This window comes from Schumannella sp. GW821-FHT10F01 (genome assembly GCF_058809295.1).
In genome coordinates, this window is sequence record NZ_JBXASM010000011.1 from 19,236 (window position 1) to 32,885 (window position 13,650).

Genomic DNA, 13,650 nt, shown 5'->3' on the forward strand with positions numbered 1-13,650 from the left:
TCAGTCCCTTCTGGCCCCGGCCGGGGCGGCGATCGGGGGATGCGCGGTCGCGCGCACGTGGAGGTCGTCGCCGAGCCGGTCGACGGCGGAGATGCGGAGCCGGAGCGCGTCGCCGATGGCGGGGATGCCGAGGTCGCCGATCGCGAGCCGGTCGCCGCCGAGCAGCACCGGCGCGAGGTAGACCGAGAACTCGTCTGCGAGCCCGGAGGCGACGATCGCGCTGGCGAGCGTCGGACCGCCCTCGACGTAGACCCGGCGGATGCCGCGGCGGTCGAGGTCGGCGAGGATCGCGGCGAGGTCGCGGCTGCCGGTCTCGATCAGGCCGGCGGGGTGGCGGCGCAGCGCGGCGTCCGCCGGCACGGGCGTGAGGCCGACGACGACGGGGACGGGCTGCGCGGCGAGCAGCTCGCCGGCGTCGCCGCGCGCCGTCAGTGACGGGTCGTCGGCGAGCACGGTGCCGGTGCCGACGAGGATCGCGTCGCTCGCGGCGCGCTCCTCGTGCACGCGCTGCCGGGCGGCGGCGCCGGTGATCCACTGGCTCGAGCCGTCCTGCGCGGCCGCGCGGCCGTCGAGCGTCGACGCCCACTTCACGACGACCCAGGGGCGCCCGCGGCGCACCGCGGTGAGCCAGACGTGCAGCAGCGCCTCTGCCTCGTCGGCGAGCACGCCGGCGACCACCTCGACGCCGCCCTCGCGGAGCCGCTCGGCGCCGCCGTGGGAGGCCACGCCGGGATCGGAGATCGCGTAGACGACGCGCGCGACGCCCGCCGCGAGCAGCGCCTCGCTGCACGGTCCGGTGCGGCCCGTGTGGTTGCAGGGCTCGAGCGTCACGACGGCGGTGAGCCCGCGGGCGTCGTCCACGTGCGAGAGCGCGTCGACCTCGGCGTGGGGGGTGCCGGCGCCGCGATGCCAGCCCTCGGCCACGACCGCGCCGTCGGCGTCGAGCAGCACGCAGCCCACCTGCGGGTTGCCGCCGGTCAGCGGACCCTGCTCGGCCAGCGCGAGCGCGCGGCGCATGGCCGTGGCGTCCGCGTCGTTCGTGGGGGGCATCCGGTCCTCGGTCTCGTGATCGTCGAGACGGTTCCGGGGTGATGGCACGTGAGGTGCCTGCCGCGTCCGCAGTGCTCGTCAGGAGCGCCGCCGGCGCCGCGCTCCTCCCATCCGGACTTTCACCGTCGGTCCCGGAATCCCACCGGATCGGCCCCGCCCTCGCGCTCCGGGGAGCGGTCTGGACGGGGTTCGCGGACTATCACCGCCGGCGCGGATTTCCACCGCCCCCGGAGCACGTGCTTGCTTGCTGCCAGGCTACAACGCGGCTCCGACGCCGGTATTCCCGGGCGTCACACTTCGTCCGACGGCGCAGCAGCGGCTCGGCTGCCGACGCGGCTCAGCTGTCGATGAGGTGGCGCGCCATCGTCTCGTCGACGACGAGGTCGGTCATGATGCCCGCCGCGAGGGCGCCGCGGAGGCTCTCGAGCTTCGACAGGCCGCTGACGATGCAGAAGCGGCGGGGGATCGAGCGCACGATGTCGAGGTCCGGGCCCGACGAGCGCGCGTTGAGCGCGATCCCGTCGTCCGATCCGTCCGCCCGGTAGAACACCGTGGCGACGTCGCCGACGACGCCCTCGTTCGCGAGCAGCTCGTGGTCGTCCGGGTCGAAGTAGTCGCCGGCGTAGACGTGGCTCGGCACCGCAGCGGTGGGGGAGCCGAGGCCGAACACGATGAGGTCGGCCCGGCGCTGCTGGTCGAGCACGCGACGGATGCTGCGCTCCTGCCACAGCGCGCGCTTCGTCTCCGGGTCGTCGAACAGCGCCGGCACCGGGAACTGGTGCACCTCCGCGGAGAACGCCGAGCCGAACCGGCCCAGGATCTCGCCCGCGTACGGGATGCCGGAGGTGCGCACGTTCGCGGCCCCGTTGAGCTGCACGAAGTGCGAGTTGTGCGTCTTCTTCTGCGGCACGTGCCGGCCGATCGCGCTGAGCGTGGAGCCCCAGGCGATGCCGACCGTCATATTCGAGTCGATGAGGCCCGTGAGCAGACGTGCGGCGCTGAGCGCCACGCGCTCGAGCCGGTCGACCTCGCTGATGCGGTCGGGCACCGGCACCACGTGCGCGACGACGCCGTGGCGGAGCCGGATCTCGTGCTCCACCCGGCCGAGCACGTCGAGGGGGGAGCGGATGCTGATCTCCACCAGCCCGCTCTCTCGCGCATAGCTGAGCAGGCGGGAGATCGAGGAGCGGGAGGTGTGCAGTTCGCGGGCGATGGCATCCATCGTCAGGTCCTGCATGTAGTACAGCTGGGCGGCTCGCAGCGCCTCGCGCGTCTTGACCGACTCGGGCGTCGCCGTCTGCTGCAGGGTCATCCTCGTCCTCCGTGCCGTCGGGGTGCACGTTCGTGCAACCGGCTTGCACCGACGTGCGGCATCGGTGTCGACTGTAGCGGCACCCCTCCCCGAAAGGCACTACGCAGTGAGCATGTCGACGCCGACTCCCTCCGTCCGACCCGAGATCGACGCCCTCCGCGAGAACCCGCGAGCGCGGGTCCTCATCATCGGAGCCGGCATCAACGGCATCGCCACCTTCCGGGATCTCGCGCTGCAGGGCGTGGACGTGCTGCTGGTCGAGCGCGACGACTTCGTCTCCGGCGCGTCCTCCGCGTCGAGCCACATGATCCACGGCGGCATCCGCTATCTGGAGAACGGCGAATTCCGGCTCGTGAACGAGTCGGTGACCGAGCGGAACGGGCTGATCCGCATCGCGCCGCACTACGTGAAGCCGCTGCGCACCACGGTGCCGATCTTCTCGACGTTCAGCGGCGTGCTCTCCGCCCCGCTCCGCTTCCTCACCCACAAGCAGGGCAAGCCGAAGGAGCGCGGCGCGTTCCTCATCAAGATCGGGCTCACGATCTACGACACGTTCTCCCGCGCCGGCGGCACCGTGCCGCGGCACCGCTTCCTGCGCAAGGCGGCCGCGCTCCGCGACCTGCCGCAGCTCAACCCCGACCTGAAGTACACCGCGACCTACTACGACGCCTCGATGCACGACCCGGAGCGCCTGGCGCTCGACGTGCTGCACGACGGTCTCGCCACCGGCAGCGGACGCGCCCTCAACCACGTGGCCGCGATCGGCGCGGACGGCGACGGCGTCGTGCTCGAGGACCGCGAGACCGGCGAGCGGATCACCGTGCACGCCGACCTCGTCGTGAACACCTCCGGCCCCTGGACCGACATCACGAACGCCGCGCTCGGCCGCGCCACCCGCTTCATGGGCGGCACCAAGGGCTCGCACATCGTGCTCGACAACCCGGAGCTGCTCGCCGCGACCGACGGCCGCGAGATCTTCTTCGAGCACTCCGACGGCCGCATCGTGCTCATCTACCCGCTCAAGGGCCGGGTCATGGTCGGCACGACCGACATCGACGCCGACCCGGCGCAGCCGGTCGTCTGCACCGAGGAGGAGGTCGACTACTTCTTCGACCTCGTGCGGCACGTCTTTCCGCGCATCGCCGTCGACCGGTCGCAGATCGTGTACCGCTTCTCCGGCATCCGCCCCCTGCCGCGCCACGACGACACCGCGCCCGGCTTCGTCTCCCGCGACTACCGCATCGAGGAGGGCGACCTCGGCGGCACGCCCGTGCTGAGCCTCGTCGGCGGCAAGTGGACGACGTTCCGCGCGCTCGCCGAGCACCTCGCGAACGAGGCCCTCTCGCGAATCGGCGGCACCCGCACCGTGACGACCGCCGGTCTCGCGATCGGCGGCGGCGCCGGCTATCCGCAGACGGACGCCGCCCGCGCCGCCTGGGTCGCGGAGCGTGCCGAGGCCGTCGGCGCCCAGCGCGCCGAGCAGCTCCTGGAGCGCTACGGCACCCGCGCCGACGAGCTGCTCGACGCCGGCCTGCGCACCGATGACCACCCGCTGCTGCACGATCGTGCATACGGCCGCGAGGAGATCGCCCACCTCGTCGCCACGGAGGGCGTCGTCCACCTCGACGACCTGGTGCTGCGCCGCACCTCGCTCGCCTTCACCGGCGCGCTCACCAGGCCGCTCGTGGAGGAGCTCGCCGACATCGCGGCGGGCGTGCTCGGATGGGACGCCGCCCGGCTCGACGCCGAGATCACTGGCCTGGCGACGCTGCTGCGCGACCGCCACGGCGTGACGCTGGCGGCCGGGGCTCCCGCCGCGGCCTAGTCGCACGAACGTGCAGGCGTTTCGCTTGTCCCGTCCACGGGGCCGTCACTAGCTTCTCCCTTGAAACCGAACCCCCGCGGTCGGCGACGCCCCCTGCGCGCCCCGAGGGCAGATCTGAAAGGTCAACGTCGACTATGGAACCGAATCTCGGCCTCTATTTCCTGTCGGAGGTGGTCGGCACCGCGATGCTGCTCCTCCTCGGCTGCGGCGTCGTCGCCAACGTCGCCCTCGCCAAGACCAAGGGCAACGGCGGCGGCTTCCTGCTCGTCAACTTCGGCTGGGGCCTCGCGGTCTTCGCGGGCGTCATCGTGTCGCAGTACTCCGGCGCGCAGCTCAACCCGGCGGTCTCGCTCGGCCTCCTGATCGCCGGCAAGATCGCCGTCAGCCAGTTCTTCATCGCGATCCTGGCCCAGCTCATCGGCGCCATCGTCGGCGCCGTGCTGACGTGGCTCGCGTACAAGCAGCACTTCGACGAGGAGCCCGACCCGGCCAACAAGCTCGGCGTCTTCTCCACCGGCCCCGGCATCCGCTCCGCCGCCTGGAACCTCATCACCGAGATCATCGCGACCTTCGTGCTGGTCTTCGTCATCCTCGGCTTCTCCGACTCGAACTTCGGCAAGCCGGTCGCCCTCGGCCCGATCGCGGCCATCGCCGTCGCGCTCCTCGTGGTCGGCATCGGCGCCTCCCTCGGCGGCCCGACCGGCTACGCGATCAACCCCGCCCGCGACCTCGGCCCGCGCATCGCCCACGCCATCCTCCCGATCAAGGGCAAGGGTTCCAGCGACTGGGGCTACGCCTGGGTGCCGGTCGTCGGCCCGCTGATCGGCGGCGCGCTCGCCGCGCTCGCCTCCTTCGCGTTCCTCAGCCTCGGCTGACCCGCGACCGATCCACACCCGAACAGACAAAGGAGTCACACGCCTCATGGCTGACTACGTCATCGCCATCGACCAGGGAACGACCTCGTCGCGCGCCATCATCTTCGACAAGAAGGGGAGCATCATCTCCGTCGGTCAGAAGGAGCACGAGCAGATCTTCCCGAAGGCCGGATGGGTCGAGCACAACCCGCTCGAGATCTGGGACAACGTCCGCGAGGTCATCGGCCAGGCCCTCTCGAAGGCCGACCTGACCCGCCACGACATCGCCGCCGTCGGCATCACGAACCAGCGCGAGACCGCGGTGGTCTGGGACAAGACGACCGGGCAGCCGGTCTACAACGCGATCGTCTGGCAGGACACCCGCACGCAGTCGATCGTCGACGAGCTGGCGGACGGCGACGTCGAGCGCTACAAGCAGATCGTCGGCCTCCCGCTGGCGACCTACTTCTCCGGCACGAAGATCAAGTGGATCCTCGACAACGTCGACGGCGCGCGCGCCAAGGCGGAGTCCGGCGACCTGGTGTTCGGCACGACCGACTGCTGGGTGCTCTGGAACCTCACCGGCGGCACCGACGGCGGCGTGCACGTCACCGACGTCACCAATGCGAGCCGCACCCTGTTCATGGACCTCGAGACGCTGAGCTGGCGGGACGACATCCTCGCCGACTTCGGCATCCCGAAGTCGATGCTCCCGGAGATCAAGTCGTCCTCCGAGGTGTACGGCCAGGTGGAGGCGTCGAACCTGCTCCGCGAGGTGCCGATCTCCGGCATCCTCGGCGACCAGCAGGCCGCCACGTTCGGCCAGGCCGCCTTCGAGGCGGGCGAATCGAAGAACACCTACGGCACGGGCAACTTCCTGATCTTCAACACGGACACCGAGATCGTCCACTCGAAGAACGGGCTGCTCACGACGATCGGGTACAAGCTCGGCGACCAGCCGACGCACTACGCGCTCGAGGGCTCGATCGCGGTCACCGGATCGCTGATCCAGTGGCTGCGCGACAACCTCGGCATCATCTCCGCTGCCCCGGAGGTCGAGGAGCTGGCGAAGAGCGTGGACGACAACGGCGGCGTCTACTTCGTGCCGGCGTTCTCCGGCCTGTTCGCGCCGTACTGGCGGCCGGACGCGCGCGGCGCGCTCGTCGGCATGACCCGCTACGTGAACAAGGGGCACATCGCCCGCGCCGCGCTGGAGGCCACCGCCTTCCAGACGGCCGAGGTGATCGAGGCGGTCAACGCCGACTCGGGTGTCGACCTCACGGAGCTCAAGGTGGACGGCGGCATGACCGCGAACGACGCGCTCATGCAGTTCCAGGCCGACATCCTCGGCGTCCCGGTCGTCCGGCCGGTCGTCGCGGAGACCACGGCGCTCGGCGCGGCCTACGCGGCCGGTCTCGCCGTCGGCTTCTGGAAGGACCTCGCCGAGGTCGGCCAGAACTGGCAGGAGGACAAGCGCTGGGAGCCGAACCTCGACGCCGACGAGCGCGCTCGTCAGCTGCGCCTGTGGAAGAAGGCCGTCACCAAGTCGATGGACTGGGTCGACGCCGACGTGAAGTAGTCGCCACCTGATCGTCCCGGTCCATCCGGCACGACGCGACGGGCCCGGGAGCTTCGGCTCCCGGGCCCGTCCGCGTGTGCGGCGTCCCGCGAGATCAGCCGAGCAGTGCGGGGAGGTCGTCGAGCGTGCGGATGACGGCGACGCCGGCCCGGTCGGCCTCGGCGAGCTCGGCGGGCGTCGCGACGCCGTGCCGGTCGAGCCAGATGCCGGTCAGCCCGGCCTCCGCGGCGCCGACGGCGTCGGTGCGGAGGCGGTCGCCGACGTAGGCGGCCGCGGCCGGCGGCACGTCGAACAACGCGCAGGCGTGCCAGAAGATGCGGGCATCCGGCTTCGTGACGCCGAGCTCCCCGCTCGCGACCACGTGCTCGAGCCGCCCGGAGAGCCCGACCGCCTCGATCTTCGCCGCCTGGAACGCGAGCTCGCCGTTCGTGATGAGCCCGAGGCGGCGATCCGCCAGCGCCTCGAGCACGCGGAGGGCGTCGTCGTGCAGCACCCAGGCGCGCCGGTACTCGACGGCGTACGCGCTCCACCAGGCGTCGACGGCGGCGTCGTCGGCGAACGAGACGCCGTAGTGCGCGGTGAAGTCCCGCACCCGGGCTCGGCGCTGGCCGAGGAAGTCGAGCTCGCCGGCGAGGTAGCGGTGGTAGTGGTGCTCCTCGAGCTCCCGCCACCGCAGGCGCTCGCCCGCCTCGTCGAGCTCGCCGCCTCCGGTCATCGTGCGCCGGTGCGCGCCGATCGCCGACTCCACGGCGGTCCGGTGCGCGAACAGCGTGTCGTCGAGGTCGAACAGCACCACCTGGATGGGCGGCGCCGGTGCGCTCATGAGCCCGCCCCCGTCCGCACCTCGTCGGCGTCGAGCTCGGCGAACCAGTGCGGCACCACCTCGTCGCGCAGCTCGCTGTCGCGCACCGCGGTCATCCGGTAGCCGAGTCGGCGGGCCACCGCGAGGGACGCGTCGTTGCCGACGACGGCCCGCCAGGTGAACCGGTCGGCGAGCCGCTCGTCCGCCGCCCACTGGAGCACCGCGCGCGAGGCCTCGGTGACGTAGCCGCTGCCGCGCGCGCCCGCGGCGAGCCAGTAGCCCAGCTCGAGCGCGCCGTCCTCGTGGCGGTGCAGCCCGACCATGCCGAGCAGCGCATCGTCCGGCCCGAGCCGAGGCGCGAAGGTCAGGTCGCGGCCCTGTCGCCAGCCGTCGGGCACGAACGTGCGGACGAACTCCGCGGCGTCGTCGCGGCGGTACGGCCACGGGGTGGTCATGTACCGCCGGAACTCCTCGTGCGCGCAGGCCTCGGCGATCGTGTCGACGTCGCCGTCGCGCGGCTGATCGAGCACCAGCCGCGCGCTGCGGAGCTCGACGGGGATCATGCCCGGCGCAGGAAGCCGATGCGCTCGTAGACCTGCTCGAGCTTCGGGCGCGCGATCGCCTCCGCCCGCTCCGCGTTGCCCGCGAGGATGCGGTCGAGCTCCGCCGGGTCGGCGAGCAGCTCGAGCGCGCGGGTGCGGATCGGCTCCAGCTCGGCGACCACCGCGTCGGCGACCGTCGACTTGAGGTCGCCATAGCCCCTGCCCGCGTAGCCGTCGACGAGGTCGTCGATCGGCGTGCCGGTCACCGCGGACTGGATCGAGAGCAGGTTGGAGACGCCGGCCTTCGCCGCCGGGTCGAAGCGGATCTCGCGCTCCGCGTCGGTCACGGCGGACTTGATCTTCTTCGTGAGCACGGACGGCTCGTCGAGCAGCCAGAGGATGCCCTGCGGCGAGTCGCCCGACTTCGACATCTTCGAGCCCGGGTTCTGCAGGTCGTAGACCTTCGCCGTCTCCGGCAGGATCTTCACCTCCGGCACGGTGAACGTGTCGCCGAAGCGGGTGTTGAACCGGGTCGCGAGGTCGCGCGTGAGCTCGATGTGCTGCCGCTGGTCCTCGCCCACCGGCACCACCTCGGCGTCGTAGAGCAGGATGTCGCCCGCCTGCAGGATCGGGTAGGCGAACAGCCCGACGTTGGTGCGGTCGGAGCCCTGCTTCGCGGACTTGTCCTTGAACTGGGTCATCCGGCTGGCCTCGCCGAAGCCGGTGATGGTGTCGAGCACCCAGGCGAGCTCGGCGTGCGCGGAGACGTGCGACTGCACGAACAGGATCGAGCTGGCCGGGTCGATGCCGGCCGCGATGTACTGCGCCGCCGTGCGGCGGGTCGCGTCGCGCAGCTCGGCGGGGTCCTGCGGCACCGTGATGGCGTGGAGGTCCACGACGCAGAACACGGCGTCGTACTCGGTCTGCAGCCTCCGCCACTGCAGGAGCGCCCCGATGAAGTTGCCGATGTGGAGGGAGGCGGCGCTCGGCTGCATGCCGGAGAACAGGCGGGGCGTGGACATGCCCCCATCCTTCCAGGTCGCGCGGCGGGCGTCCGAGCCGGCGGCGCGAGGCCGGAGCGGACTCGTCAGAGCCGGTAGTCGACGACCACGGGGGCGTGATCCGACCAGCGCTCGGCGTGCGTCGCCGCCCGGTCGACCCGGTAGTCGACGGCCGCCGCCGCGAGCTCGGGCGAGGCGAGCTGGTAGTCGATCCGCCAGCCGGTGTCGTTGTCGAAGGCGCGGCCGCGCTGCGACCACCACGTGTACGGGCCGTCGACCTCGCCGGCGGCGCGACGGCCGAGGTCGACCCAGCCGAGTCCCGCGCCCGCGTTGTAGTCGGGGTCGCCCTCCGCCCCGACGATCCGGTCGAAGTAGGCGCGCTCCTCCGGCAGGAAGCCCGCGTTCTTGACGTTGCCCTTCCAGTTGCGGATGTCGAGGGTGCGGTGCCCGACGTTGAGGTCGCCCATCACGACCGACTTCGGATTGTGACGCTGCAGCTCGGGCAGACGCTCCAGCATCGCGTCGAGGAAGCGGTACTTCTCGACCTGCTTCTCGCTGCCGGCCTCGCCGGAGTGCACGTAGGCGCTCACGACGGTCACGATCTCGCCGTCGACCTCGTAGTCGGCCTCCAGCCAGCGGCCGGCGCTGTCGAAGTCGTCCGGCCCGAGGGTCACGCGGTGGATGGAGGCCTTCCGGCGGCTCGCGATCGCGACACCGGCGCGGCCCTTCGCGGTGGCCGGGTCGTGCAGGATGTCCCACTCCTCGCCGAGGAGCTCCTCGAGGTGCTGCGTCTCGGCGCGCACCTCTTGCAGGGCCAGGATGTCGACGCCGCTCGGCTCGAGCCACGCGCCCATCCCGTTGCGGAAGGCGGCGCGGACGCCGTTGACGTTGACGGAGGCGATGCGGAGGGGGCCGGCCATGATCCCAGCCTAGGGAGCGCGACCGACAGGGCTTCGACAGGCTCAGCCGTCCGGGGCGGGAGCGCGCGACAGGGCTTCGACGGGCTCAGCCGTCCGGGGCGGGAGCGCGACCGACAGGGCTTCGACGGGCTCAGCCGTCCGGGGCGGGAGCGCGACCGACACCGCTCAGCCGGCGTCGATCCGGATGCGCCGGCCGCGCCGGTCCACCGGGCGACCGCTGACCAGGCCGTGGTCGAGCAGGAGCGCGCGGGCGTCGAGCACCCGCTGCTGCGTGTGGAGGGGGTCGACGTCGATGCCGCGGTCGGCGAGGCCGACCGTGATCCACGAGGCGGCGAGCAGGATCACCTGGCAGACGAAGTTGAAGAAGATCAGCAGCCCGAGGATGACGGCGAACGACTTGAGCAGCGGGTTGCTGCCGACGCCGCCGATGATCGCGGCCGAGAAGAGCAGTTTCAGCACGCCGAGACCGAGCGCGCCGACGAGCACCCCGCCGCGGAGCCGCGACCACGGGATCGCGACGCCCGACAGCACCCGGTAGAGCGCGCCGAGGGTCACCGCGTCGATGGCGAACATGATCGCGATCGACAGGATGCGGGCCGCGACCGCGCCGACCACGCTGTCCGAGCCGATCCCGACCGCGTCGAGCAGCCAGCTCGTCGCCGACGTGCCGAGGAACGACAGCGCGGCCGACACGATGAGCACCACCGCGAATCCGAGACCCACGGCGAGGTCCTTGAGCTTCTGCAGCACCGGATTGCCCTGCAGCGCCGGCAGATCGAAGATCACGCGGATGCCGTCGCGCAGCGAGGCGAGGAAGCCGAGCGCGGTCACGAGCAGGCCGACGAGCGCGATGAGCCCGGTCCAGCTGAAGACGCCGGGCTCGAGCAGCGCCGACGGGTCGATCGCGCCGGTGCCGCTCCCGGTGTCGATGAGCCCCGGCACCGCGCCGGCGATGACGTCGATGACGCGGTCCTGCAGGCCGGCATCGCGGCTGATCACGAGCCCGGCGATCGAGAACCCGACCCAGACGGCGGCGAAGACGGCGAACAGCGCCTGGTAGGCGAGGCCGCTCGCGAGGATCGGGCCCCGCACGCCGCTGTAGTGCTGGAACACCCGGACGGGCCTGCTGGCCTGCAGCCGGGCGATCAGCTGCTTCACGCGGTCCATCCGTCCACGCTAGCGGCGCCGATCCGGCTCCCCGTGATCTCTCACCCGGCGCTCGGGAGGCACACCGGCGGCGGCCGACATCCGCCGTCTCCCGTTCGCTACGCTCGCACCAGGCATCGTCGAGGAAGAGGGACGCCATGGAGCTGCAGGGAGTCGGAGTCGGCCGGGCGGTCGCCGTCGGACCGGTCAAGCGGATGCCGGATCCCCTGCCGGAGCCTGCCGATGAGCGCCACGGCGGCGACGCGGAGGCCGAGAAGGCCCGCGTCCGCACCGCGGTCGAGGCGGCCGCCGCCGATCTCACCGCGCGGGCCGAGAAGGCCGGGGGCGACGCGCAGCAGGTGCTCGAAGCCGCGGTCATGATGGCGCAGGACCCGATGCTCGCCGACGACGTCACCGCCCGCATCGACGGCGGGACGACCGCCGAGCGCGCCGTGTTCGACGCCTTCGCCTCGTTCCAGGAGCAGCTCACGGCGCTCGGCGGCTACATGGCCGAGCGCGCCGCCGACCTCGCCGACGTCGCGCAGCGCATCATCGCGAACCTCCGCGGCGTGCCGGTGCCCGGCGTCCCGGAGTCCGACACCCCGTTCATCCTCGTCGCGCGCGACCTCGCACCGGCCGACACGGCGCTGCTCGACCTCGCCAAGACGCTCGGGCTCATCACCTCCGACGGCGGTCCGACGAGCCACACCGCGATCCTCGCCCGCTCGAAGTCGATCCCCGCGATCGTCGGCGCCACCGGCGCGCTCGACCTGGCCGACGACACCGTCGTGGTGCTCGACGCCTCGACGGGCGTCGTCAGCGTCGACCCGGACGCCGCCGCCATCGCCGACGCCGAGCGCCGGATCGCGGAGCGTGCGGCGCAGGCCGACGCGCCGATCACCGACGGCGCGCTGGCCGACGGCACGAAGGTGCCGCTGCTCGCGAACCTCGGCTCGCCGAAGGACGCCGCGAAGGCGGTCGAGCTCGGCGCCGAGGGCGTCGGGCTCTTCCGCACCGAGTTCCTGTTCCTCGACTCCGCCACGGCGCCGACGGTCGAGGACCAGCAGGCGCAGTACACCGAGCTGCTGCAGCACTTCCCGGGCCGCAAGGTGGTCGTGCGCGCGCTCGACGCGGGCGCGGACAAGCCGCTCGCGTTCCTCAACGACGCGCACGAGGAGAACCCCGCCCTCGGCCTCCGCGGGCTGCGGGCGCTCCGTGCCAGCGAGCAGATCCTCCACGACCAGCTCACCGCGCTGAAGCACGCGCAGGACGCGACGGAGGCCGACCTCTGGGTCATGGCGCCGATGGTCGCCGACGCGGACGAGACCGCCTGGTTCGTCCAGTACGGCAAGGGCCTCGGGCTGAACACGGTCGGCGTGATGGCCGAGGTGCCGTCGCTCGCCGTCGTCGCCGACCAGGTGCTGGCGGACGCGGACTTCGTGTCGATCGGCACGAACGACCTCACCCAGTACACGCTCGCCGCCGACCGGATGCTCGGCAGCGTCGCGTCGTACCAGGACCCCTGGCACCCGGCCGTGCTGCGCCTCGTCAAGCTGCTCGGCGACGCCGGAGCGGCGGCGGGCAAGGGCGTCGGGATCTGCGGCGAGGCCGCGGCCGACCCGCAGCTCGCCGTCGTGCTCGTCGGGCTCGGCGCCACGACGCTCTCGATGACCCCGGCGGCCCTCGCGGACGTGCGGGCCGAGCTCGCCGGTGTCACCCTCGAGCAGGCGAAGGCGAAGGCCGTCGCGGCGCTCGCCGCCCGGAGCGCCGCCGGCGCCCGCGAGGCCGCCCGCACCGCCTGATCCGCTCAGCCGTTCCGCAGCAGGAGGCGGACCGCGGCGCGCGCTCGTCGCGAGCTCGGCTGCTCGCCGGTGATGAGGTCGGCGTAGGTGTACGCCTCGGTGATGCGCACGAGCAGGAACGCGAGCTCGCCGACCTCCATGCCGTGCACGTGGTCGCTGCGGAACTCGCGTCGCAGCAGTGCGACGAGCACCGACCGGTAGCGGGCGGCCACCGGGCTGTCGCTCGTGGTGAGGAGCCGGAGGGCGCGCGCCGGCTCACGGCGGAGCAGCTCGCGGAAGAACTCGGCCGTGATGAGCGATTCGATGAAGCGGCCGATGATCTCCACGACCCGCTCGCCGTCGTCGAGCTTGCGGGTGAGCTCGGCGGCCCGGTCGAACGTCGGCGCCGCTACCGACCACATGATCTCGGCCAGGAGCGCGTCGCGGTTGCCGACCCAGCGGAACAGCGTCGTGCGGTCGACCTCGAGCCGCGCCGCCAGCTCGCCCATGTCGAGCCGCTCGCCGTCGAGGAAGGCACGGCGCGCGATCCGGAAGGCGCGCTCCGTGTCCGGGTGCCGGCCGTCCTCGAGCCGGCGGCTGAGACGGGACGGGTGCTCGGCGATGCCGACCGAGGCGATCGCGAGCAGGTTGTCGCCGTCGGGCATGCTCCGGACTATAGACCTGTCGGTCTGGAGGACCCGGCTGTCCCCCGAACAGGGGGTGATATCGGGGTGAGGATCCGCGTCATAGCCTCATCGATCCGCAGTCTCTTCGTATGTCGGGAGGCTCTCGCCTTCCCGGCATCCCACAGGGACAATGGAGAGGCCCAGGGAACAGA

General features: G+C 72.2%; 12 protein-coding genes and 1 riboswitch. Of the genes, 4 read left to right on the forward strand and 8 right to left on the reverse strand.

Features of this window, described 5'->3' with window-relative positions:
* The gene (ribD, locus tag AC1RSJ_RS12875) at positions 1–1,050 is read right to left on the reverse strand and encodes a bifunctional diaminohydroxyphosphoribosylaminopyrimidine deaminase/5-amino-6-(5-phosphoribosylamino)uracil reductase RibD (protein ID WP_493118792.1); all 1,050 of its coding nucleotides are present in this window, start codon (positions 1,048–1,050) and stop codon (positions 1–3) included.
* Positions 1,051–1,145: 95 nt separating this feature from the next.
* A riboswitch (FMN riboswitch) is annotated at positions 1,146–1,289 on the reverse strand.
* Between the two features lie 98 nt (positions 1,290–1,387).
* Positions 1,388–2,362, reverse strand: coding sequence for a sugar-binding transcriptional regulator (locus AC1RSJ_RS12880; protein WP_493118793.1), 975 nt, complete (start codon positions 2,360–2,362; stop codon positions 1,388–1,390).
* A 112-nt stretch (positions 2,363–2,474) separates the two neighbouring features.
* On the opposite strand from AC1RSJ_RS12880, the gene AC1RSJ_RS12885 reads away from it, so the two are divergent.
* The 3 genes from AC1RSJ_RS12885 to glpK all read left to right on the forward strand — a co-directional run bounded on the left by AC1RSJ_RS12885 (position 2,475) and on the right by glpK (position 6,620).
* On the forward strand, positions 2,475–4,187 hold the full coding sequence (locus AC1RSJ_RS12885; RefSeq protein ID WP_493118794.1) for a glycerol-3-phosphate dehydrogenase/oxidase: 1,713 nt from the start codon (positions 2,475–2,477) through the stop codon (positions 4,185–4,187).
* A gap of 134 nt (positions 4,188–4,321) precedes the next feature.
* Positions 4,322–5,062 (forward strand): MIP/aquaporin family protein, encoded by a 741-nt coding sequence (locus AC1RSJ_RS12890; RefSeq protein WP_493118795.1) that lies wholly within the window; start codon positions 4,322–4,324, stop codon positions 5,060–5,062.
* A gap of 46 nt (positions 5,063–5,108) precedes the next feature.
* Positions 5,109–6,620, forward strand: coding sequence for a glycerol kinase GlpK (gene glpK, locus AC1RSJ_RS12895; protein WP_493118796.1), 1,512 nt, complete (start codon positions 5,109–5,111; stop codon positions 6,618–6,620).
* 94 nt (positions 6,621–6,714) lie between these two features.
* Here glpK and AC1RSJ_RS12900 read toward each other — a convergent pair whose 3' ends face one another.
* From AC1RSJ_RS12900 to AC1RSJ_RS12920, 5 genes are all read right to left on the reverse strand, one after another.
* A complete protein-coding gene (locus tag AC1RSJ_RS12900) occupies positions 6,715–7,443 on the reverse strand; it encodes an HAD family hydrolase (RefSeq protein WP_493118797.1) in 729 nt (242 codons plus the stop codon).
* A complete protein-coding gene (locus AC1RSJ_RS12905) occupies positions 7,440–7,985 on the reverse strand; it encodes a GNAT family N-acetyltransferase (protein WP_493118798.1) in 546 nt (181 codons plus the stop codon). Before AC1RSJ_RS12905 ends, AC1RSJ_RS12900 begins: the two co-directional genes overlap by 4 nt.
* Positions 7,982–8,986 carry a tryptophan--tRNA ligase gene (gene trpS, locus AC1RSJ_RS12910; RefSeq protein ID WP_493118799.1) on the reverse strand — a complete coding sequence of 335 codons (1,005 nt, stop codon included), beginning with the start codon at positions 8,984–8,986 and terminating at the stop codon, positions 7,982–7,984. The genes AC1RSJ_RS12905 and trpS overlap by 4 nt, the downstream gene beginning before the upstream one ends.
* 65 nt (positions 8,987–9,051) lie before the next feature.
* Positions 9,052–9,885, reverse strand: coding sequence for an exodeoxyribonuclease III (locus AC1RSJ_RS12915; protein ID WP_493118800.1), 834 nt, complete (start codon positions 9,883–9,885; stop codon positions 9,052–9,054).
* 165 nt (positions 9,886–10,050) lie between these two features.
* Positions 10,051–11,052, reverse strand: a complete 1,002-nt coding sequence (locus tag AC1RSJ_RS12920) for a YihY/virulence factor BrkB family protein (protein WP_493118801.1) — start codon at positions 11,050–11,052, stop codon at positions 10,051–10,053.
* A 137-nt stretch (positions 11,053–11,189) separates the two neighbouring features.
* On the opposite strand from AC1RSJ_RS12920, the gene ptsP reads away from it, so the two are divergent.
* Positions 11,190–12,833: a phosphoenolpyruvate--protein phosphotransferase gene (ptsP, locus tag AC1RSJ_RS12925; RefSeq protein ID WP_493118802.1), complete on the forward strand. Its 1,644-nt coding sequence runs from the start codon at positions 11,190–11,192 to the stop codon at positions 12,831–12,833.
* 5 nt (positions 12,834–12,838) lie between these two features.
* On the opposite strand, the gene AC1RSJ_RS12930 is transcribed toward ptsP, so the two are convergent.
* The gene (locus tag AC1RSJ_RS12930; protein WP_493118803.1) at positions 12,839–13,477 is read right to left on the reverse strand and encodes a QsdR family transcriptional regulator; all 639 of its coding nucleotides are present in this window, start codon (positions 13,475–13,477) and stop codon (positions 12,839–12,841) included.
* Positions 13,478–13,650: the final 173 nt, after the last annotated feature.

What these genes read in the sequence shown, in the direction of transcription:
- AC1RSJ_RS12885 (WP_493118794.1), top strand. Translation starts at nt 2,475, where the DNA reads ATGTCGACGCCGACTCCCTCCGTCCGACCCGAGATCGACGCCCTCCGC.
- AC1RSJ_RS12900 (WP_493118797.1), bottom strand. Translation starts at nt 7,443, where the DNA reads ATGAGCGCACCGGCGCCGCCCATCCAGGTGGTGCTGTTCGACCTCGAC.
- AC1RSJ_RS12890 (WP_493118795.1), top strand. Translation starts at nt 4,322, where the DNA reads ATGGAACCGAATCTCGGCCTCTATTTCCTGTCGGAGGTGGTCGGCACC.
- AC1RSJ_RS12920 (WP_493118801.1), bottom strand. Translation starts at nt 11,052, where the DNA reads ATGGACCGCGTGAAGCAGCTGATCGCCCGGCTGCAGGCCAGCAGGCCC.
- ptsP (WP_493118802.1), top strand. Translation starts at nt 11,190, where the DNA reads ATGGAGCTGCAGGGAGTCGGAGTCGGCCGGGCGGTCGCCGTCGGACCG.
- glpK (WP_493118796.1), top strand. Translation starts at nt 5,109, where the DNA reads ATGGCTGACTACGTCATCGCCATCGACCAGGGAACGACCTCGTCGCGC.
- AC1RSJ_RS12905 (WP_493118798.1), bottom strand. Translation starts at nt 7,985, where the DNA reads ATGATCCCCGTCGAGCTCCGCAGCGCGCGGCTGGTGCTCGATCAGCCG.
- trpS (WP_493118799.1), bottom strand. Translation starts at nt 8,986, where the DNA reads ATGTCCACGCCCCGCCTGTTCTCCGGCATGCAGCCGAGCGCCGCCTCC.
- ribD (WP_493118792.1), bottom strand. Translation starts at nt 1,050, where the DNA reads ATGCCCCCCACGAACGACGCGGACGCCACGGCCATGCGCCGCGCGCTC.
- AC1RSJ_RS12880 (WP_493118793.1), bottom strand. Translation starts at nt 2,362, where the DNA reads ATGACCCTGCAGCAGACGGCGACGCCCGAGTCGGTCAAGACGCGCGAG.
- AC1RSJ_RS12915 (WP_493118800.1), bottom strand. Translation starts at nt 9,885, where the DNA reads ATGGCCGGCCCCCTCCGCATCGCCTCCGTCAACGTCAACGGCGTCCGC.
- AC1RSJ_RS12930 (WP_493118803.1), bottom strand. Translation starts at nt 13,477, where the DNA reads ATGCCCGACGGCGACAACCTGCTCGCGATCGCCTCGGTCGGCATCGCC.